This window comes from Ochrobactrum teleogrylli (assembly GCF_037482325.1).
Classification (GTDB): Bacteria; Pseudomonadota; Alphaproteobacteria; order Rhizobiales; family Rhizobiaceae; genus Brucella; species Brucella teleogrylli.
In genome coordinates, this window is the sequence record NZ_JBBHKQ010000001.1 from 3,629,110 (window position 1) to 3,648,678 (window position 19,569).

The window sequence follows — 19,569 nt, forward strand, 5'->3', positions numbered from 1 at the left end:
ACGTAAAGTGGGTATGCGGGGCTTCGACGTTCGAGTCCAGCTGGAATATCTGCCAGTCAGACGAAAGTCGTAGGCGCAAAATGAAAGCCCCGGACGAACCGGGGCTTTGGATTATTTCTGCTTGGCGAGGCCTTGTTCCCGCATCTGGCTCAGTGACATTTTTGGCGAAAGCGCTTCGGGATCGATGCGGATTTCGATCAAGGCGGGCTTGCCGGATTGCTCGCAACGCTCGAAAGCGGCTGCAAAATCGGCTGTCGCTTCGACCGTTTCGCCGTGCAGGCCGTATGCCCGGGCGAGGGCTGCAAAATCGGGATTGGCGAGGCCCGTGCCGGAAACGCGGCCCGGATAGGTGCGCTCCTGATGCATGCGGATGGTGCCGTACATGCCGTTATTGACCACGACGAAAATCGCCTTCGCATTATATTGCGCGGCGGTCGCCAGTTCCTGACCGTTCATGAGGAAGCAGCCATCACCGGCAAAGGCCACGACGGTGCGCTCCGGCGCCGCTAGCTTGGCGGACACGGCAGCCGGAACGCCATAGCCCATGGAACCGTTAGTGGGTGCCAACTGGCTGCGATAGGTGCGGTACTGATAAAATCGATGCGGCCAGGCGGAATAGTTGCCAGCCCCATTGGTGATGATGGCATCGGCTGGCAGATGCGCGCGCAGCCATTCCATGATTTCGCCCATCTGCACCGCGCCTGGTATGACCGGCGTTTTCATGTTGTCGCGATAATCGGCATTGGCCGTCTCAGCCCATGCCTTGCTGCGCGGTGCGGCGATGGGGGCAAGCTTTGATGCAGCGCGGGCAAAGGCCGGCATGCTGGCATTGATCGGCAGATCGGCGTGATAGACGCGGCCCAGTTCTTCGGCACCCGGATGGATGTGAATCAGCTTTTGCTGCGGCACCGGAATGCTGACAAGTTCATAGCCCTGCGTGGTCATTTCGCCAAGCCGCGCGCCGACCACCACCAGAAGGTCGCTGTCGCGCACGCGCTGCGCCAGTTTCGGGCTGATCGACGTGCCCATTTCGCCCGCGTAAAGCGGATGGGTGTTGTCGAACATGTCCTGACAGCGGAACGAAGCCGCCACCGGCAGATGCATGTTTTCAGCGAATGTTTGCAGGTCGCGCACAGCGTACTGATCCCAACCGCCACCGCCGACGATCATCAGCGGGCGCTCGGCCTTTTCGATCAGTTGCACCATGTCCTGCAACTGGTCCTGACCCGGATGCATTTCGACCTTCTTATAGGCCGGGGCATCGCTGACGGCGGCATAAGATGTCAGCATATCTTCCGGCAGGGCAATCACCACCGGGCCGGGGCGTCCGTTGACGGCGCGATGAAAGGCCTGACTGACCAGTTCAGGAATGCGGGCGGCATCGTCGATCTGCACCACCCATTTGGCCATCTGGCCGAACATGCGGCGGTAATCGACTTCCTGAAAGGCTTCGCGTTCCACCTGATCGCTGGCCACCTGACCGATGAACAGCAGCATCGGTGTCGAATCCTGAAACGCGGTGTGCACGCCGACAGAGGCATTGGTCGCGCCCGGTCCGCGGGTGACAAAGCAGATGCCGGGCTTACCCGTCAGTTTGCCATGGGCGTCGGCCATATAGGCAGCACCGCCTTCCTGACGGCAGACGATCAGTTCGATTTCATCGCGCACATCGTGAAAAGCGTCGAGCGCGGCGAGATAGCTTTCTCCGGGAACGCAGAAAACACGGTCCACGCCGTGAATGCGCAACGCGTCTACCAATATCTGGCCCCCGCTACGCGTATTGGGTTTGCTGGTCATCTGATGCATTTCCTCACTCTCAAAATGCGGACGATTGTTCGTCTCATGTTTGGATGGCATGCGATCCGTAGGTTACTGACATAACAGCATAGCCCCCGGCGCGAATACAGACTAAACATGATGACCAAAACGGATGATCTCATGTCGGGAGGACAAGATGGCGCAAGCAAACTCTGGCAAGATTCGTGTCGGCATTGGCGGCTGGGCGTTCGAGCCGTGGGATGAAAGCTTTTATCCCGAAAAATTGGCGAAGAAGCGCCAGCTGGAATATGCGTCCAGCAAGATGACCTCGATCGAGATCAATTCCACTTATTACGGCCCGCAAAAGCCGACGACTTTCGCCAAATGGCACGACGAAACACCGGAAGGCTTTGTCTTTTCGCTGAAGGCGCCCCGCTTTTCGACCAATCGCCGCGTGCTGGCGGAAGCGGGCGAAAGCATCGAGCGCTTTCTCACCGGCGGGGTGATGGAGCTGAAGGAGAAGCTTGGCGTCGTCAACTGGCAGTTCATGGGCACGAAGAAATTCGATCCCAAGGATTTCGAGGCCTTCCTGAAACTCCTGCCGAAACGTCTCGATGGGCGCGATCTGCGCCATGCGGTGGAAGTGCGCCACGACAGTTTCAATGTGCCGGAATTTACAGCGCTTCTGCGGGAATATGGCGTTGCGGTGGTTATTGCAGGCGATAGCGCATTTCCGCAATTTGCCGATATGACCGCGCCTTTCGCCTATCTGCGCATCATGGGCACCAAGGAAAGCGAGCCGCTTGGCTATAGCGAGGCCGAACTCGACCAGTGGGCGAAGCGGGCAAAAGCGATTGCCGAAGGCCAGAAGCCGGACGGGCTGAAAACCGTCACGCCGCCGGTGGCCGATAATATAGCGCGCGATGTCTATCTCTATGTCATCAGCGGCTATAAGGCGCATAATCCGCACGCGGCCATGGCCTTGATTGATCGGCTGAAATGATGCCTCGTGACGGCTGTTGATTTTCATCTGAGTCGTCCGAGTTCCATCATGCCGCATCTCGATCTTCCCGCCCTTCGCGCCTTCGTCGATACTATTCCGCAGAACTATAAGGGGCCGGGCGGTGTCGTCGCCGTCGTCAAGGACGGCGAAGTCGTCCTCAGCCATGCGTGGGGCTTTGCCGATCTGCGCACGCGCCAGCCGATGACGGCGCAAACGCGGATGCCGATCTGTTCGGTCAGCAAGCAATTCACCTGCGGCGTGCTTCTCGACAGCGTGGGCGAGCCGGAAGCGCTGGACGATGCGCTTCGCACTTATCTTGCCGATTTCGTGGGTGAACGCCCGCGCGTGCGGGACCTGTGCAACAACCAGTCGGGCCTGCGTGATTACTGGGCGCTAACAGTGCTGTGCGGCGGCGACCCGGAAGGCGTGTTTCTGGCCGAAGATGCCCAGAAACTGCTGCGCGGCCTGAAAACCACGCATTTTGCGCCGGGCAGCCATTATTCCTACTGCAACGGCAATTTCCGCATTCTGGCCGATCTGATCGAAAGCCATACGGGCCGTTCACTGGTCGAGCTTCTGGCAGCGCGGATTTTCCAACCGGCTGGCATGAAGACGGCGGAACTCATTCCCGATACGGCGCTTTTCACTGAATGCACCGGCTATGAGGGCGATACGGTGCGCGGGTTTCTGCCCGCCACCAACCGCATTCACTGGATGGGCGATGCGGGCATTTGCGCCTCGCTGGACGACATGATCGCCTGGGAAAAGTTCATCGACGCGACACGCGATGACGCGAACGGACTTTATCGCCGTTTGAGCGGACCGCAGACGTTCAACGATGGCGCAGCCGCCCCTTATGGCTTCGGCCTGAAATTCGAAGAGGTGGGCGGCAAGCGTCTCACCGGCCATGGCGGCGCTTTACGCGGTTGGCGCTGTCAGCGCTGGCATTGCGCCGATGAGCGGATTTCCACCGTCGCCATGTTCAATTTTGAAGGCGGTGCATCCGATCTTGCAGCGAAGCTGATGAAGCTCGCGCTCGGTGTGTCATCGGCGGAATCGCAACGCGTTGAGGCCGATGCGGGCTGGTTCGGCTCATGGTTAGATGCCGAAACCGGTCTGGTGCTGAGCCTTGACGATGCCGGGCGCGGGCGCATGAAGGCGCGTTTTGGAACCAGCCCGGAAGCAATGGATGTGGTGAGCAAGGATGAAGCGCGTTCATCCACGACGGCTATCCGTCGCGAAGGCGATGTGGTCCATCTCACTCGTGCGGATGAAAATCTCTCCCTCACCATGCATCGTGTGACGGGCGAGGCCAAACGTGACATTCTTGGACGTTTCCGCAATGAGGAGCTTGGGGCGGACTTGGCTCTCGTGGCCGAAGGTGGCGCGATCTATGGCGCCTTTGAAGGCTTTCTTGGCAAAAGTGATATGTATCCGCTTTATCCGGTTGGTTCCGATGTCTGGCTTTTGCCGGTGCAGCGCTCCATGGATGCGCCGTCGCCGGGCGAATGGAAGCTGGTCTTCCGTCGTGATGACAAGGGCGATATTATCGCAGTTTCGGTCAGCTGCTGGCTGGCGCGGGCTATTGATTATCCGAAGGTTTCCGACTGAACGAGGAAATTCATGAGCGAGCTCAAGGTCAGAACCCGCGAGACGGGAGCGGTTGCCGCAATGCCGGATGGCCAGTTGCCGGTGATCACCACGCCGACGGGCGGCAAGGTCGAGCTTGTGACGAGCGTCAGCCAGCCGGGCTTCAACCCGCTTGATCTACTCTATGCATCAGTCGCCGCCTGCATGGCGCTGAGCGCGCGGATCGCTGCGGGCAAGCTTGGCCTGCGCGAAAAGCTGGGTGATGTCCGTGTCGAGCTCACAGGCGACAAGACGCATGAAAGCCCGTCGCGTATCGAGCAGTTCCATATTGCGTTTCACTTCGACGGCGATCTTTCAGCCGAAGAGAAACAACACATCGCCGAACTGGCTGAGGAAATCTGCACCGTCAGCAATACGTTGCGCAGCAATCCCGCCTTTGACCTGAAGGTCGAATGATGTCTGCGGCTCCAACCAGACAGTGCAAATAAAATCCGGATATATTTTCAGCTGAAGAATGGGTCGCACTGATTTGCTTTAGTAGCTTAAAAAATTATGAATGAAAAATACATAATCGGCTGTTGCGAATTTTGAATTCGTACATTAATTTGCACAAATTGATAATAGAATGATCACTTAATCATTTATTACTGGAATAAATGATATGATTGTTCTCCGGTTTCTAACTCGATTTTGGGGGGGCGTTTTGGCTGCTGCAGGTACAAAACTTGTTGAAGATGTCGATGTTTCTCGTATCTATGAGAAGCGCTTTCTTGATGCGGGATTGGCCAGACGTGACCGTGTCTGGAAAGTACTCTGCAGTTCTTTTTTTCAGGATCGGTTCCCAGCAGACGGTGCCACGCTCGATCTTGCCTGCGGCTATGGCGAATTTATCAATAACATAAAGTCAGCAAAGAAATATGCTGTCGACATGAATGCGGATGCCCAGCAGCGCCTCAACAAAGATGTCATTTTCCGTCAAACTCCGGCACATGATCTCTCGCATATTCCTGATGGAACCCTTGATCGGGTTTTCACCTCCAATTTTCTGGAGCACTTGCCGTCCAAGGAGGCCTGCAATCATGTTCTGCGCGAGGTATTGAGGACGCTCAAACCCGGCGGAAAATTTGTCGTTCTTGGTCCGAATATTCGCTTCTGCTATGATCTCTATTGGGATTTTTACGATCACTATCTGGAATTGTCAGACCGCTCTCTTGCTGAAGGACTGACACTAAACGGCTATGAAGTTGATGATGTGATCCCGCGGTTTTTGCCATTTACGATGGCTGGAAAACAGCAGACCGCTGATTTTCTCATCAAGGCCTATCTCTCAATGCCGTTTGCTTGGAAGTATTTTGGAAAGCAGTTTCTTGTGACAGCACGCAAGCCGAACTAGACTTTATTGCAGATCACATTAGATTTTTTCTGGATAGTCTGTCATGAAAAGCCCCGCAAAACCGGGGCTTTTTCTGCCTCTGAGGTATGTAACAGCTGACGATTACACCGCTTCGTCGTTGGCGGGCTTTTCCCAGAGGTTCACGCCGCCTTCGACCGCGTATTTGTCGATCTCTTTCAGCTCGGCTGCCGAGAAGGAGAGATTTTCCAGCGCCTTGACGTTTTCGACAATCTGCTCCGGTGAACTGGCGCCGATCAGCGCCGAGGTCACGCGTGGATCGCGCAGCACCCAGGCCAGCGCCATCTGAGCGAGGCTCTGTCCGCGCTTCTTGGCGATTTCATTGAGACTGCGGGCGCGCTCGATATTGTCATCGCTCAGATGGACCGGACGCAGCGATTTGTTGCCCGGCTGGTTGATGCGCGCATCTGCCGGAATGCCGTTGAGGTAGCGATTGGTCAGCAAGCCCTGCGCCAGCGGCGTGAAGGCGATGACCCCTGCGCCGACATCGTCGGTGGCCGACAGAAGATCTTTTTCGATCCAGCGGTTGAACAGGTTGTAGGACGGCTGGTGGATCAAGAGCGGCACGTTGCGCGCAGCGAGGATTTTGGCGATTTCGCGTGTCTTGCCTGCCGAATAGGACGAGATGCCGACATAAAGCGCCTTGCCCTGTTCGACCGCGCTTGCAAGCGCGCCAGCCGTTTCTTCCAGCGGCGTATTGGCGTCAAAACGGTGTGAATAGAAAATATCCACATAGTCGAGGCCGAGGCGCGACAGGCTCTGGTCGAGGCTCGCAAGGATCGCCTTGCGCGAACCGCCGCCGCGCCCATAGGGGCCGGACCACATTTCCCAACCGGCCTTGCTGGAGATGATCAGCTCGTCGCGATAACGGCTAAGATCGCTTTTCAGGATCTGGCCGAAATTGCGTTCTGCCGAGCCGGGAGGCGGGCCGTAATTATTGGCAAGATCGAAATGGGTGATGCCGAGATCGAAGGCCTTGAACAGCATCGCCTTTTGACGGTCGAGCGGAATTCCGTCGCCGAAATTGTGCCAGAGGCCGAGCGAAATAGCAGGCAGGACGAGACCACTGCGCCCGACGCGGCGAAAGGTGGCGTTGTCGTAGCGGTCGGAAGCGGCGAGATAGGACATGAAAAACCCTGTGGTAATAAGGTGCGTTGCGTCTTGTAGGAATTGTCGGAAGGAATCAGGTTTCTTTCCGGCGGCAAGTTAAGCTCAAACGAATTATAGGTCGAGGCCGTGGCGGATTTCTTTCAAAATCCGCACGACTCTTCTCCTTCGTCAGATCACGTTGCGGATGCGTTCCACCCCGAGCTTGATGACGCTTTCCATCGCGGCGCGGGCTTTTTGCGGATCGCGGGAGGCGATGGCGTGGGCAATGCGCAGATGATTGGCCGCACATTCGGCGATGCCTTCATGCGATGCAGCCGGAGAGGAAAGCTGGAACGACACGGCAAGTGCTGCCTCGATCAGCCCGCTGACCGAGCGCATGAACGGATTTCCTGACATGCGGGCGACCGCGAGGTGAAACTCCAGATCGACCTTGGCGATCGTTTCGGGCGTGTGCTGCGGATTGTCGAACTTGGCGGCGAGCGCATAGAGTTCCACGATTTCGTCGCTGGTGGCACGCTCGGCTGCGGCTGCGGCTGCAGCGGGTTCGAGCGCCATGCGCATTTCGGCCAGATGATCGACGAAGACCTCGTCGAAGCCGGCCTCGAAGCGCCATGTCAGGACATCGGGATCGAAGAAGTTCCAGCTGGCATGGCCCAGGACACGGGTGCCGACCTTCGCCTTGGGTTCGATCAGGCGTTTGGCGGCAAGTGTTTTCATCGCCTCGCGCAGGACCGTGCGGGAAACGCCGAAGCGCAACGACAATTCGTTGTCGCCGGGCAGGATCGAACCTTCGGGAATGGTGCCCGCGACGATGCCGCGCCCGAGTTCCCCCACGACGACAGCGTGGCTGTTATGCCGCTTGCGTCCGGTTATGGCCGTTTCCAGCAATCCCAATTCAGGCCTCCTTCATGCGTTGACGCGCCAGTCTTAAGTCGGAGAACCACAGGAGTCCTCGTTGCAGGGCGATGAACAGGAACAGCAATATACCGATTGCGATTTTCGTCCACCAGGAAGACAGCGTGCCGTCGAAAACAATATAGGTCTGTATCAGCCCCTGTATCAGAATGCCGACAAATGTTCCTGCAACCAGTCCCGCGCCGCCGGTCAGAAGCGTTCCGCCGATGACCACCGATGCGATGGCATCCAGTTCCACGCCCACCGTCGCCAGCGAATAGCCGGACGAGGTATAGAGCGTATAGACGATACCGGCGAGGCCGGAAAGCACGCCCGACATGGTATAGATGCCGATGGTCGTGCGACCGATGGGAACGCCCATCAGTTCCGCCGATTGCTGATTGCCGCCAAGTGCATAGATGTTTGCGCCAAAGCGCGTGCGATGGGCAATAATGCTGCCGACGATGAACACGGCCAGCATAAGCATGGCGATGAATGTCAGCCTGCCGCCGCCCGGCAGCCGGAAATAAAGCCCCTGCAACGTGTCGATGAAGGGGTGTGAGATCGGCACCGATTCCGTCGAGATCAGGAAGGCCGCGCCGCGCGCGAGGAACATGCCAGCCAGCGTCGCGACGAAAGGCGGAATGCCGAGATAATGGATCATCATGCCCATCCATGCGCCAAAAAGCGCGGCGATGGCGAGAACAAGCGCGAATGCGAGCAGAGGATGCACGCCGAGTTTTCCGACGAGAACCGCGACGAAAACGCTGGTGAAGGCGATGACTGAGCCGACCGAAAGATCAATGCCGCCGGAAATGATCACGAAGGTCATGCCGACCGCGGCAATGCCGAGAAAGGCATTGTCGGTCAGGAGATTGCCGATCACCCGTGTCGAGAGCATGTTCGGGAATTGCACTGCGCAGATCGCATAGGCGATCAGGAAAATCGCCACAGTGGTCAGAAAGGGCAGGTTGCGAAGAATTCTCATTGTCCTGCTCCTTGATGAGTGTGTCGGGTGCCGTTGACGGCGGCGCCCTTGCGCTGCGAGCGCAGGAAGCCGATCAGGTTGACGATGGCCGCCGACTGGAAGGTGAGCACCACGATGATGATGCCAGCCTTGATGATGAGGTTGAATTCCGGCGGAAAGCCCGCCATCAGAATGCCGGTATTGATCGACTGGATGATCAGTGCGCCGAGCAGCGAGGCGGTGATCGAAAAGCGTCCGCCATTGAGCGATGTGCCGCCGATCACGACCGCCAGAATGGCGTCGAGTTCAAGCCACAGACCGGCATTGTTGGCGTCCGCGCCACGAATGTCGGCGGTGGCGATCAGGCCTGCAAGCGCTGCGCCGACGCCCGAAACGGCATAGACGCTGAACAGCAGGAACCGCGCCTTGACGCCCGCCAGCATGGCGGCGCGCCGATTGATACCGGTTGCCTCGATCAGGAAACCGAGCGCGCTGGAGCGCACCGCAATGCCGACGACCAGCCCGGCCAAAAGCCAGATCAGCACCGGAATGGGTATGCCGATAAATGAGCCGGAGCCGAGCGCGGCGAAGGCGTCATTGTTGAAGGTGAGGATTGCGCCTTCGGTGATAAGCTGGGCGATGCCGCGCCCCGCCACCATGAGGATCAGGGTGGCGATGATCGGCTGGATATCGAAGACGGCGACCAGAAAGCCGTTCCACAGCCCACACAACAGGCCGACACCGAGTGCTGCCGGAATGACGACAGCCAGCGGATAGCCCGCAACGATCAGCGATGCGGCGAAAGCGCCGCTGATCGCCATGACGGCGCCGACCGAAAGGTCGATGCCGCGAGTGGCGATCACCAGCGTCATGCCGACGGCCAGAATGGCGACCGGTGCTGCGCGCACCAGAATGTCGATCAGGCTGCCATAGAGGCGACCGTTCTGGAACGAAATGTCGAGAAAGCCGGGCGAGATGACGGTGTTTGCGGCAAGAATCAGAATGAGGGCTGCGAGCTGCGGCGCCAGTCTTTTGAATTTTCTGGATATGCGGGCAATCATGCTGCAGCTTCCTTCTGGCTTGCAGAAGCAGTTTTCGGACCGGTCTCCGCAATGGCGCGCACGATATTGTCGGCGGTGATTTCTTCACCGTGCAATTCGGCGACATGGCGACGGTCCGACAGAACCACCACGCGATTGGCGACGGCGGCCAGTTCCTCGAATTCGGATGAGATGATGACGAGCGCCATGCCTTGTCCGCAGAGTTCGCCGATGAGTTTCAGGATTTCGGCATGCGCCCCGATGTCAATGCCGCGTGTCGGTTCATCGAGAATCAGCAGGCGGGGATCGGTGGCGAGCCAGCGCGCCAGAATGGCCTTTTGCTGGTTGCCGCCGGATAGAAACTTGATCGGCTTGTGCGGATCGGGCGGACGGATATCGAGCGCCTTGATGTAGCGGTCCGCGAGCGCGGCTTTTTCGCGCGAGGACAGCGGCTTCGCCCAGCCGCGTTTGCCTTGCACGGCAAGCGCGATATTTTCCGCCACCGAAAAATCGCCGATGATGCCATCGGTCTTGCGCTCTTCCGGACAGAAGGCGAAGCGCTCTGAAATGGCGGCAACGGGCGAGGGCAGCTTGATCTCCTTGCCATCGACGGTGAGCTGGCCGCTATCGGCTTCATCAACGCCGAACATGAGAAGCGCGGTCTCGGTGCGGCCCGAACCGAGCAAGCCTGCAATGCCCACAGCTTCGCCGGGCTTGATGGCGAGATCGAATGGCGCAACACTGCCTTTCTTGCCGTACCCTGCAAAGCGGATCGGCGCGACCGTGTCGTCGCTGACCTCCTCGGTCAGCTGACGGCGCACGGTTTCCTGCAACTGGTGGCCGAGCATCATGGAAATGAGATCGGTGCGCGGCAGTTCCGACAGGTTGCGGCTGCCGACCAGACGGCCATTGCGCAGTACGGTGGCGCAATCGGCAATCGCATAGACCTGATCCAGAAAATGCGTGATGACGATGATGCCGAGTCCTTCGGCCTTCAACTGGCGCAGAACCGTGAACAGCATTTCGACTTCGCGCGCATCAAGGCTGGCGGTCGGCTCATCAAGGACAAGCACTTTGCCCGACAGATCGACGGCGCGCGCAATCGCGATGATCTGGCGTATGGCCACGGAATAGGCCGACAGCGGCGCGCTGACGTCGATGTCGAGACCATAACGCGCGAGGAGCGCCGTTGTGTCCTTTTCCATGCGCCGACGATCCACGAAGCCGAAGCGGCGCGGCTGGCGACCGAGAAAGACATTTTCGGCGACGGTGAGGTTTTCCAGCAGGTTTACCTCTTGATAGACGGTGCCGATGCCGAGCGTCTGCGCTTCCGCTACGGAGGCAGGCGCAATGGGCTGGCCGTCAAGCAGGATCGACCCGTCAAAGCCATGATAGGCGCCGGTCAATATCTTGATGAGGGTGGATTTGCCCGCACCGTTTTCACCCAGCAAGGCATGGATTTCGCCGCGTTTGAGCGCGAAATCGACATGGTCAAGTGCGGTGACGCCCAGAAAGGATTTGGTGATCGAGCGAGCTTCGAGAAGCGGTATAACCGACGCCGGTTGAGCGCCTGTTTCGGGGCGAGCCATGGCAGTCTTCCGTTTGCGAATTGCAACGATACCCTTCGCCAAAACGGGCCGAAGGGAAACCGGGCCGCCGAAAGCTGGCGGCCCGAATGACACGAAGATTAGTAGCCGAGGCCCTTCTTGGCTTCGTATACGGCCTTCGGATCGTCAGCCTGTGTGTAGAGCTTGGATTCCGTCTGGATCCACTTCGGCGGAACGGTGCCCTTATCCTTGAACGCCTCGATGGCGTCGAAAGCCGGACCGGCCATGTTCGGCGTCAGCTCCACGGTGGCATTGGCTTCGCCATTGGCCATGGCCTGGAAGATATCCGGCACGGAATCGATCGACACGATCTTGATGTCGGTGCCCGGCTTCAGACCGGCTTCCTTGATGGCCTGAATGGCGCCGACGGCCATGTCGTCATTATGGGCATAGACTGCGCAGATATTCTTGCCGCCGCCTTCAGCCTTGATGAAGCTTTCCATGACTTCCTTGCCCTTGGTGCGGGTGAAGTCACCGGTCTGCGAACGGGAAATCTTGATGTTGTCGTGACCCTTGATCGCTTCCTCAAAGCCCTTCTTGCGGTTGATCGCAGGCGACGAACCGGTCGTGCCCTGAAGTTCGACCACATTGCAGGACTTGTCGCCGATATCCTTCACCAGCCAGTCACCGGCAACCTTGCCTTCATGGACCTGATCGGAGGTCACGGCGGTGAGATAGAGATCTTCCGGCGAATCAATCTGGCGGTCGAGCAGGACGACAGGAATTTCAGCTTCCTTGGCTTCCTTGAGGACCGCGTCCCAGCCGGTGGAGACGACCGGGGCGATCAGGATCGCATCGACGCCCTGTGCGATGAAGCCGCGCACGGCCTTGATCTGGTTTTCCTGCTTCTGCTGGGCATCGGCGAATTTCAGCGTATAGCCGCGCTTTTCAGCTTCCTGCTTGGTCAGGGCGGTTTCTGCGGCGCGCCAGCCCGATTCCGAACCGATCTGCGAGAAACCGACAGTCAGCGATGCGGCGGATGCGCTTGAAATCAGTGCGAGCGAAAATGCGGCTGACAGAGCCGCGAGACTGCGTTTCATAATATTTCCTCCCAATAAGGCCCTCCCGGCCTTGAGGGATATGAAGCATATAATATTACTTTATGGCAAGCGCCTTTGAAGAAAATTGCGCGATAATCGCCTGCGACAAACAGGCATTTTGATTATTAGAATATTAAAATCAATGAGTTGAATCTTGTGGAGGGCATTGAAGACTGCAAGTCTGTGTATGCGGGGTCCTCGCTTGCTTGACAAAGGCGGCCTTGGCAAAATAGTCATATTAATAAGGTGAGCCGTCGCAAGGCATGAAAGAGTTTTCAAACGGCCGGTATGGAGTTTCCGCGATTCGTCGCGGTCTGGGAGGTTTAATGTTACGTCTGGTACAGTTCCGCGATGCGGGCGGTGAAACGCGTGTGGCTGCATGCGGTGATGAGGGTGCGGCCCATATCGTCAAAGGCGCTTCGACGACCTATGAACTGGCCTGGGCGGCAATTGGCGCGGGAATCAGCCTTGCAGAGCAGGTGGAGCGCAATGGCAAGGGCGAAGCCGTCGATATCGACGCCGCTCTGGCTGCGGGCCGCGTGGGCCTGCCGATCACCCATTCCGATCCAGCACATCTGATCGTTGCAGGCACGGGCCTCACGCATCTTGGTTCTGCTGATGGTCGCGACAAGATGCACAAGGCTGCGCAGGCTGCCGAAAAACCGACCGATTCGATGCGCATGTTCCTGATGGGTGTCGAGGGCGGCAAGCCGAAGCCCGGTCAGACGGGCGTGCAGCCGGAATGGTTCTACAAGGGTGACGGTTCTGCGCTCGTCGCCACCGGTGGCGAACTGGTTTCGCCTTCCTTCGCGGAAGATGGTGGCGAAGAGCCGGAATTGGCGGGCATTTATCTGATAGGCCCGAATGGTCAGCCGCATCGTATCGGCTTCTGCCTTGCCAATGAATTTTCCGACCATGTGACCGAGAAGCAGAATTATCTATGGCTTGCCCATTCCAAGCTGCGTCAGGCATCGCTTGGACCGGAACTCTTTGTGGGCGCTCTGCCGGATCATGTCGAAGGCGTGTCGCGCATTCGCCGCGGCAATGACGTGATCTTCGAAAAGCCGTTCCTGTCCGGCGAAGCGAACATGTCGCACACAATAGCCAATCTTGAACATCACCATTTCAAATATGAGCTGTTCCGCCGTCCGGGCGATATTCACGTGCATTTCTTCGGCACGGCGACCCTGTCCTTCTCGGAAGGCGTGAAGACGCAGACCGGCGACCAGTTCGAAATTTCCGCCAAGCCGTTCCGTTATCCGCTGGTCAACAAGCTGGCTCAGGCGACGGCCAAAGACGTTGCCGTGAAAGCGCTTTGAACATGGCTATCCAATCCAACATCGCCTTAGCAATCGTCGGTCTCGGCAAGATCGCGCGCGACCAGCATCTGCCGTCCATCGAGGCGGTGGATGGTATCGCGCTTGCCGCTGTCGCCAGCCGCAATGCCGGACTGGATAGCGTGCCGTCGTTCAACGATATCGAGCAGTTGCTGGCATCCGACGTGGCCATCGATGCCGTGTCGTTGTGCACGCCGCCGCAGGGTCGCTTCGCCCAAGCCTATGCCGCTTTGAAAGCGCGCAAGCATGTGATGCTGGAAAAGCCGCCCGGCGCGACCATTTCCGAGGTGCAGGCGCTGGACCGTCTGGCCAAGGCGGAAGGGTTGTCGCTTTACACCACCTGGCATTCGCGCGAGGCGGCTGCGGTGGAACCGGCCCGCGAGTTTCTCAAAGACGCCGTGATCCGTTCGGTTGCCGTTGCGTGGAAGGAAGACGTGCGCCATTGGCATCCCGGCCAGCAATGGATCTGGGAGCCGGGCGGGCTCGGTGTATTCGATCCGGGCATCAATGCGCTGTCCATCGTGACGCATATTCTGCCGGAACGCTTTTTCCTCACGCAGTCGGACCTCTATTTCCCGGAAAATCGCGCCGCGCCGATTGCGGCTGACCTTCAGTTCCAGACGGAAAGCGGCATTCCCGTTTCGTTTGAACTGGATTGGCGCCAGACTGGCCCGCAGACCTGGGATATTCGCGTCGAAACCGACAAGGGCACGCTTCTGCTCAGCCATGGCGGCAGTCGCCTGACTATTGCTGGCGATGAAAAAATGGCTGAGCCGGACCGCGAATATCAGCGCCTTTACAAGCATTTTGTGCAATTGATCGGTGAGGGGCGTTCGGATGTCGATCTCGCTCCCCTGACTCATGTGGCCGATGCGTTCCTGTTCGGAAAGCGCCACGCGGTCGAAGCATTTGTAGATTAGGAAACGGGGTCGTTCGCGGCCTCTTACCCAGCAGGACAAAGACATGAACAAGCCCGTCACTCCGAAAACGCCAAAGTTCCGCTCGCGTGCATGGTTCGACAATCCGGACAATGTCGATATGACGGCGCTCTATCTCGAGCGCTACATGAATTATGGCTTGAGCCAGGAAGAATTGCAGTCGGGCCGCCCGATCATCGGCATCGCGCAGACGGGTTCGGACCTGTCGCCCTGCAACCGTCACCATCTGGAACTGGCCAATCGCGTCCGCGAAGGCGTGCGTGAAGCGGGCGGTATCGTCATCGAATTTCCGGTCCATCCGATCCAGGAAACCGGCAAGCGTCCGACCGCTGGTCTCGACCGCAACCTTGCCTATCTCGGCCTCGTGGAAGTGCTCTACGGCTATCCGCTTGATGGCGTCGTGCTCACCATCGGTTGCGACAAGACCACCCCTGCCTGCCTGATGGCTGCGGCGACGGTCAATATTCCGGCGATTGCGCTTTCGGTCGGCCCGATGCTGAACGGCTGGTTCCGTGGCGAGCGCACCGGTTCGGGCACCATCGTCTGGAAGGCGCGCGAACTTCTGGCGAAGGGCGAGATCGATTATCAGGGCTTTGTGAAGCTGGTTGCGTCCTCGGCACCGTCCACCGGCTATTGCAACACGATGGGCACGGCGACGACCATGAACTCGCTGGCCGAAGCGCTCGGCATGCAGCTTCCCGGTTCCGCCGCCATTCCGGCACCTTACCGTGACCGTCAGGAAGTGGCTTATCTGACCGGTCGCCGTATCGTCGAGATGGTCTATGAAGACCTTAAGCCTTCGGATGTCCTGACCAAGGATGCGTTTGTGAACGCGATCCGCGTCAATTCCGCCATTGGCGGTTCGACCAATGCGCCGATCCATCTGAACGCGCTCGCCCGCCATGTCGGCGTTGAGCTGACCGTGGACGACTGGCAGAAATATGGCGAGGAAATCCCGCTTCTGGTCAATCTCCAGCCAGCCGGTGAATATCTCGGTGAAGATTATTACCATGCCGGTGGTGTGCCAGCAGTCGTCAACCAGCTGATGGGGCAGGGCCTCATCAACGAGGATGCGCTGACCGTCAACGGCAAGACCATCGGTGAAAACTGCAAGAACGCCACCATTGAAGACGGCAATGTCATCAAGACCTATGACCAGCCGCTGAAGAAACATGCCGGTTTCCGCGTGTTGCGCGGCAATCTGTTCTCGTCGGCGATCATGAAGCTCAGCGTCATTTCGGACGAGTTCCGCAATCGCTACCTCTCCGACACGAAAGACCCGAATGCCTTCGAGGGCAAGGCGGTCGTGTTTGACGGACCGGAGGATTATCATCATCGCATCGACGATCCGTCGCTGGAAATCGACGAGCACACGGTTTTGTTCATGCGCGGCGCTGGCCCGATCGGCTATCCGGGCGCTGCCGAAGTCGTCAATATGCGCGCACCGGATTACCTTCTGAAGAAGGGTATCAGCTCGTTGCCCTGCATCGGCGACGGTCGCCAGTCGGGTACGTCGGGTTCGCCGTCGATCCTCAATGCTTCGCCGGAAGCGGCGGCTGGCGGCGGTCTGGCCATCTTGCGCACCGGCGACCGCGTGCGCATCGATCTCGGTCGCGGTACGGCGGATATCCTGATCTCGGATGAGGAACTGGCTGAACGCCGCAAGGCTCTGGAAGCCGCTGGCGGCTACAAATATCCGGAAAGCCAGACGCCTTGGCAGGAAATCCAGCGTGCTGTCGTCGGCCAGATGGAAACGGGCGCGGTTCTGGAAAATGCGATCAAGTATCAGGATATCGCGCATACGCGCGGCCTGCCGCGTGACAACCACTAGAGCGGTTCCGATGGCTGTTGATAAAAAGCCGTTTGCTGCTGTCGCCGACTGGGGCACCACCCGGTTGCGGCTCTGGACGCTGGATGCGAACGGCGCTGTGCTGGGTGAAAGCCGGGGCGATGACGGTCTGTTGCGGGCAAAGGAAGCCGGTTTCGAGCCAACGCTCGAACGGCATCTGGCCACGCTCGGCGCGCCCGCCGATCTGCCCGTGGTGATCTGCGGCATGGCCGGTTCCCGGACCGGCTGGATCGAAGCGCCCTATATGAGCCTGCCTGCCGGGCTGGACGGCATCGTCAGGGCTGCGGTGCGCGTGCCTGCGCGCCGTCACGTCATCATGCTGCCGGGCGTTGCGCGGCGGGATGAGGCGGCGCCGGACGTGATGCGCGGCGAGGAGACAAAACTGCTCGGCCTTGTGCATCGCGGAACGCATGATGCCGTTGTCGTCATGCCGGGCACCCATGCCAAATGGGTGCGGATCGCCGATGGTGGTCTTGCTGATTACCGGACTTTCATGACGGGCGAATTGTTCGCGCTTTTGAAAGACAAGTCGGTGCTGGCCGGGGCGCTGGAAGGTGCAGGCGCGGTTGACCCGCACGGCGCGGCTTTCGCGGCAGGTGTGAAGGCCTCGCTCGAAACGCCGGAACTGATCGCCAATGCGCTGTTTTCGGTTCGCGCGGGCTGGCTTGTGCATGACCGCAAGCCGACCAACCAGCTGGCGCGGCTTTCCGGCCTGTTGATCGGGCTGGAAGTTGCTGGCGGTCGTACGCTGTACGGCAAGCCGCAGCAGGTGCTGCTTTTGTCCGATGGCATGATGGGTGCGCTTTATGCCAGCGCGCTTGAAATTGCCGGGCTGGCCGTCAAGCGTATCGAGGCGGACGAACTGGTGCGCGACGGTCTGTTCATGGCGGCAAGACACGCTTTTGCGGGAGTTTTACAATGAGCGCGCGTGTTGCATGGCCAAAGCTGCGCTATCCGCTGGTCGCGATCCTGCGCGGGATTCGTGCAGAAGAAACGGAAGCAATCGTCGACGCGCTGATCGAGACGGGCTTTGAAGCCATCGAAATCCCGCTGAATTCGCCCGATCCGTTCGTGTCGATTGGCAAGGCTGCAAAGCTTGCACCGGCCAATGTGCTGATTGGTGCAGGCACTATGTTGAGCGTCGAGGATGTGGATCGGCTGCACGATGTCGGCGGTAGGCTGATGGTCAGCCCCAATGTCGAGCCGGACGTCATTCGCCGCGCAAGCGGCCATGGCATGGTGACGATGCCGGGCGTGTTCACGCCGACGGAAGCCTTTTCAGCGATCCGTGCAGGCGCATCGGCACTGAAATTTTTCCCGGCCAGCGTGCTGGGCGCAGATGGGATCAAGGCGGTTTCCGCCGTCTTGCCGAAGGGTGTTCCGCTTGGCGCTGTGGGCGGCGTTTCGGAAAGCGATTTCGCAACCTATGTCGCGGCGGGCGTGAGCTGCTTCGGTCTTGGATCGAGCCTTTACAAGGCTGGTTTCACCGTGGCCGATGTGCGCGAGCGCGCCCGGCGCGCTGTGGCTGCATGGGAGGCAGTTGCGGGCTGAAGGAGGCGCGCAATTTGTTAGGGTTTAGGCATTTTTGAAGAGGGGTTAAACCCTTGTTCAGAAATGGACTTGGAGGCATTCCGCAATCTGCAGGCCAACAATTTGGGCGGGGCGCGGGAGTTTGGGAGAACGGCAGGTTTCGAGGCGAAGCCTGTCCCAATTTTTGGGAGTGTAACAATGGCAGGTATGAAAACTCTAACCCTGGCAGTCGCGCTGGCCGCGCTTGCCTTCACGGGCATGGCCCGCGCCGAAGACAAGGGTCTTGTGGCGGTTGCCATGCCGACGAAGTCGTCGGCGCGCTGGATCGCCGATGGCGACAACATGGTCAAGGTTCTGAAGGAACGCGGTTATCAGACCGACCTTCAATATGCTGAAGACGATGTGCCGAACCAGCTGGCGCAGATCGAAAACATGGTGACCAAGGGCGCCAAGGTTCTCGTCGTTGCGTCCATCGACGGCACCACGCTGTCTGACGTGTTGGCCAAGGCCCATGATGCAGGCATCAAGGTCATCGCTTATGACCGTCTGATCCGCGATACGCCGAATGTCGATTATTATGCGACCTTCGACAATTTCCAGGTCGGCGTGCTGCAAGCACAGTCGATTGAAACAGCTCTGGACCTGAAGAACAAACCGGGCCCGTTCAATATCGAACTTTTCGGCGGCTCGCCGGACGATAACAACGCCTACTTCTTCTACAATGGCGCCATGTCCGTGTTCCAGCCTTACATCGACAGCGGCAAGGTTGTCGTGGCCAGCGGCCAGACCGGCATGGACAAGGTTGCAACGCTGCGTTGGGACGGTGCGACGGCTCAGGCCCGCATGGATTCCATCCTGTCCGCTTACTATTCAGACAAGCGCGTCGATGCAGTTCTGTCGCCTTATGACGGCATCTCCATCGGCATCCTGTCGTCGCTGAAGGGCGTCGGCTATGGCAGCGGCGACATGCCGATGCCGGTCGTTTCCGGTCAGGACGCCGAAGTGCCTTCGGTCAAGTCGATCCTCGCCGGTGAACAGACCGCGACGATCTTCAAGGACACCCGCGAACTGGCCAAGGTCACCGTCGATATGGTTGACGCGTTGATGAGCGGCAAGGAGCCGGAAGTCAACGACACCAAGACCTATAACAATGGCGTCAAGGTTGTCCCGGCTTACCTGCTGAAGCCGGTGATCGTCGACAAGTCGAACTGGAAAGAAGTCCTGGTCGACAGCGGTTACTACAAGGAAGACCAGATCAAGTAATCTGGTCCTGACAGGGCGTGTCGGCGTGCCGTCCAGCACGCCCGACACCGCCTCTTGCATATGCGCGGTTTCGGGCCGAAAATCCGGTAGTTTTCCGGCTTCGTCCGAAACAGCATCGAATTTCTGTAATGCCATTGCCTCAATCCCAGGCTTACCTCAGTTTTGAACTGGGGTAGGCTGCTAGATTGACAGCGTTGTCTTTTTTAGGCTGTGCTTTGAAAGAAGGCTTTCG

17 protein-coding genes are annotated in these 19,569 nt (G+C 58.8%); 10 read left to right on the forward strand and 7 right to left on the reverse strand.

What is annotated here, in order from left to right; translation table 11 throughout:
• Positions 1–111 precede the first annotated feature (111 nt).
• Complete coding sequence (locus tag WIX40_RS17010) at positions 112–1,797, reverse strand: thiamine pyrophosphate-binding protein (RefSeq protein ID WP_339440788.1); 1,686 nt, start codon at positions 1,795–1,797, stop codon at positions 112–114.
• Between the two features lie 157 nt (positions 1,798–1,954).
• Between WIX40_RS17010 and WIX40_RS17015 the strand changes: the two genes are divergently transcribed.
• The 4 genes from WIX40_RS17015 to WIX40_RS17030 all read left to right on the forward strand — a co-directional run bounded on the left by WIX40_RS17015 (position 1,955) and on the right by WIX40_RS17030 (position 5,744).
• Entirely contained in the window at positions 1,955–2,761 is an 807-nt protein-coding gene (locus tag WIX40_RS17015; RefSeq protein ID WP_109369602.1) for a DUF72 domain-containing protein, read from the forward strand.
• A 48-nt stretch (positions 2,762–2,809) separates the two neighbouring features.
• Complete coding sequence (locus tag WIX40_RS17020) at positions 2,810–4,372, forward strand: D-aminopeptidase (RefSeq protein ID WP_339440789.1); 1,563 nt, start codon at positions 2,810–2,812, stop codon at positions 4,370–4,372.
• Between the two features lie 12 nt (positions 4,373–4,384).
• Positions 4,385–4,807, forward strand: a complete 423-nt coding sequence (locus tag WIX40_RS17025; RefSeq protein WP_339440791.1) for an OsmC family protein — start codon at positions 4,385–4,387, stop codon at positions 4,805–4,807.
• Positions 4,808–5,054: 247 nt separating this feature from the next.
• Complete coding sequence (locus tag WIX40_RS17030; RefSeq protein WP_339440793.1) at positions 5,055–5,744, forward strand: class I SAM-dependent methyltransferase; 690 nt, start codon at positions 5,055–5,057, stop codon at positions 5,742–5,744.
• A 102-nt stretch (positions 5,745–5,846) separates the two neighbouring features.
• Here the strand turns inward: WIX40_RS17030 and mgrA are convergent, their stop codons facing one another.
• The 6 genes from mgrA to ytfQ form a co-directional block, all read right to left on the reverse strand.
• The gene (mgrA, locus tag WIX40_RS17035; protein ID WP_339440795.1) at positions 5,847–6,890 is read right to left on the reverse strand and encodes an L-glyceraldehyde 3-phosphate reductase; all 1,044 of its coding nucleotides are present in this window, start codon (positions 6,888–6,890) and stop codon (positions 5,847–5,849) included.
• 150 nt (positions 6,891–7,040) lie between these two features.
• Positions 7,041–7,766: a FadR/GntR family transcriptional regulator gene (locus tag WIX40_RS17040; RefSeq protein ID WP_109369598.1), complete on the reverse strand. Its 726-nt coding sequence runs from the start codon at positions 7,764–7,766 to the stop codon at positions 7,041–7,043.
• Position 7,767: 1 nt separating this feature from the next.
• Positions 7,768–8,754, reverse strand: coding sequence for a galactofuranose ABC transporter, permease protein YjfF (yjfF, locus tag WIX40_RS17045; RefSeq protein ID WP_109369597.1), 987 nt, complete (start codon positions 8,752–8,754; stop codon positions 7,768–7,770).
• Positions 8,751–9,794, reverse strand: coding sequence for an ABC transporter permease (locus WIX40_RS17050; RefSeq protein WP_171318453.1), 1,044 nt, complete (start codon positions 9,792–9,794; stop codon positions 8,751–8,753). Before WIX40_RS17050 ends, yjfF begins: the two co-directional genes overlap by 4 nt.
• The gene (locus tag WIX40_RS17055; protein WP_339440797.1) at positions 9,791–11,362 is read right to left on the reverse strand and encodes a sugar ABC transporter ATP-binding protein; all 1,572 of its coding nucleotides are present in this window, start codon (positions 11,360–11,362) and stop codon (positions 9,791–9,793) included. Before WIX40_RS17055 ends, WIX40_RS17050 begins: the two co-directional genes overlap by 4 nt.
• Positions 11,363–11,460: 98 nt before the next feature.
• On the reverse strand, positions 11,461–12,420 hold the full coding sequence (ytfQ, locus tag WIX40_RS17060; RefSeq protein WP_109369594.1) for a galactofuranose ABC transporter, galactofuranose-binding protein YtfQ: 960 nt from the start codon (positions 12,418–12,420) through the stop codon (positions 11,461–11,463).
• 326 nt (positions 12,421–12,746) lie between these two features.
• Between ytfQ and araD1 the strand changes: the two genes are divergently transcribed.
• From araD1 to chvE, 6 genes are all read left to right on the forward strand, one after another.
• A complete protein-coding gene (gene araD1 / locus WIX40_RS17065) occupies positions 12,747–13,739 on the forward strand; it encodes an AraD1 family protein (RefSeq protein WP_339440798.1) in 993 nt (330 codons plus the stop codon).
• A gap of 2 nt (positions 13,740–13,741) precedes the next feature.
• Positions 13,742–14,677, forward strand: a complete 936-nt coding sequence (locus tag WIX40_RS17070; RefSeq protein ID WP_339440799.1) for a Gfo/Idh/MocA family protein — start codon at positions 13,742–13,744, stop codon at positions 14,675–14,677.
• Between the two features lie 43 nt (positions 14,678–14,720).
• Positions 14,721–16,526, forward strand: coding sequence for an IlvD/Edd family dehydratase (locus tag WIX40_RS17075; RefSeq protein WP_339440801.1), 1,806 nt, complete (start codon positions 14,721–14,723; stop codon positions 16,524–16,526).
• 10 nt (positions 16,527–16,536) lie between these two features.
• Complete coding sequence (locus tag WIX40_RS17080; protein ID WP_339440803.1) at positions 16,537–17,466, forward strand: 2-dehydro-3-deoxygalactonokinase; 930 nt, start codon at positions 16,537–16,539, stop codon at positions 17,464–17,466.
• The gene (locus tag WIX40_RS17085; RefSeq protein ID WP_339440804.1) at positions 17,463–18,095 is read left to right on the forward strand and encodes a 2-dehydro-3-deoxy-6-phosphogalactonate aldolase; all 633 of its coding nucleotides are present in this window, start codon (positions 17,463–17,465) and stop codon (positions 18,093–18,095) included. Before WIX40_RS17080 ends, WIX40_RS17085 begins: the two co-directional genes overlap by 4 nt.
• A 177-nt stretch (positions 18,096–18,272) precedes the next feature.
• Entirely contained in the window at positions 18,273–19,337 is a 1,065-nt protein-coding gene (chvE, locus tag WIX40_RS17090) for a multiple monosaccharide ABC transporter substrate-binding protein (protein WP_339440806.1), read from the forward strand.
• Positions 19,338–19,569 lie beyond the last annotated feature (232 nt).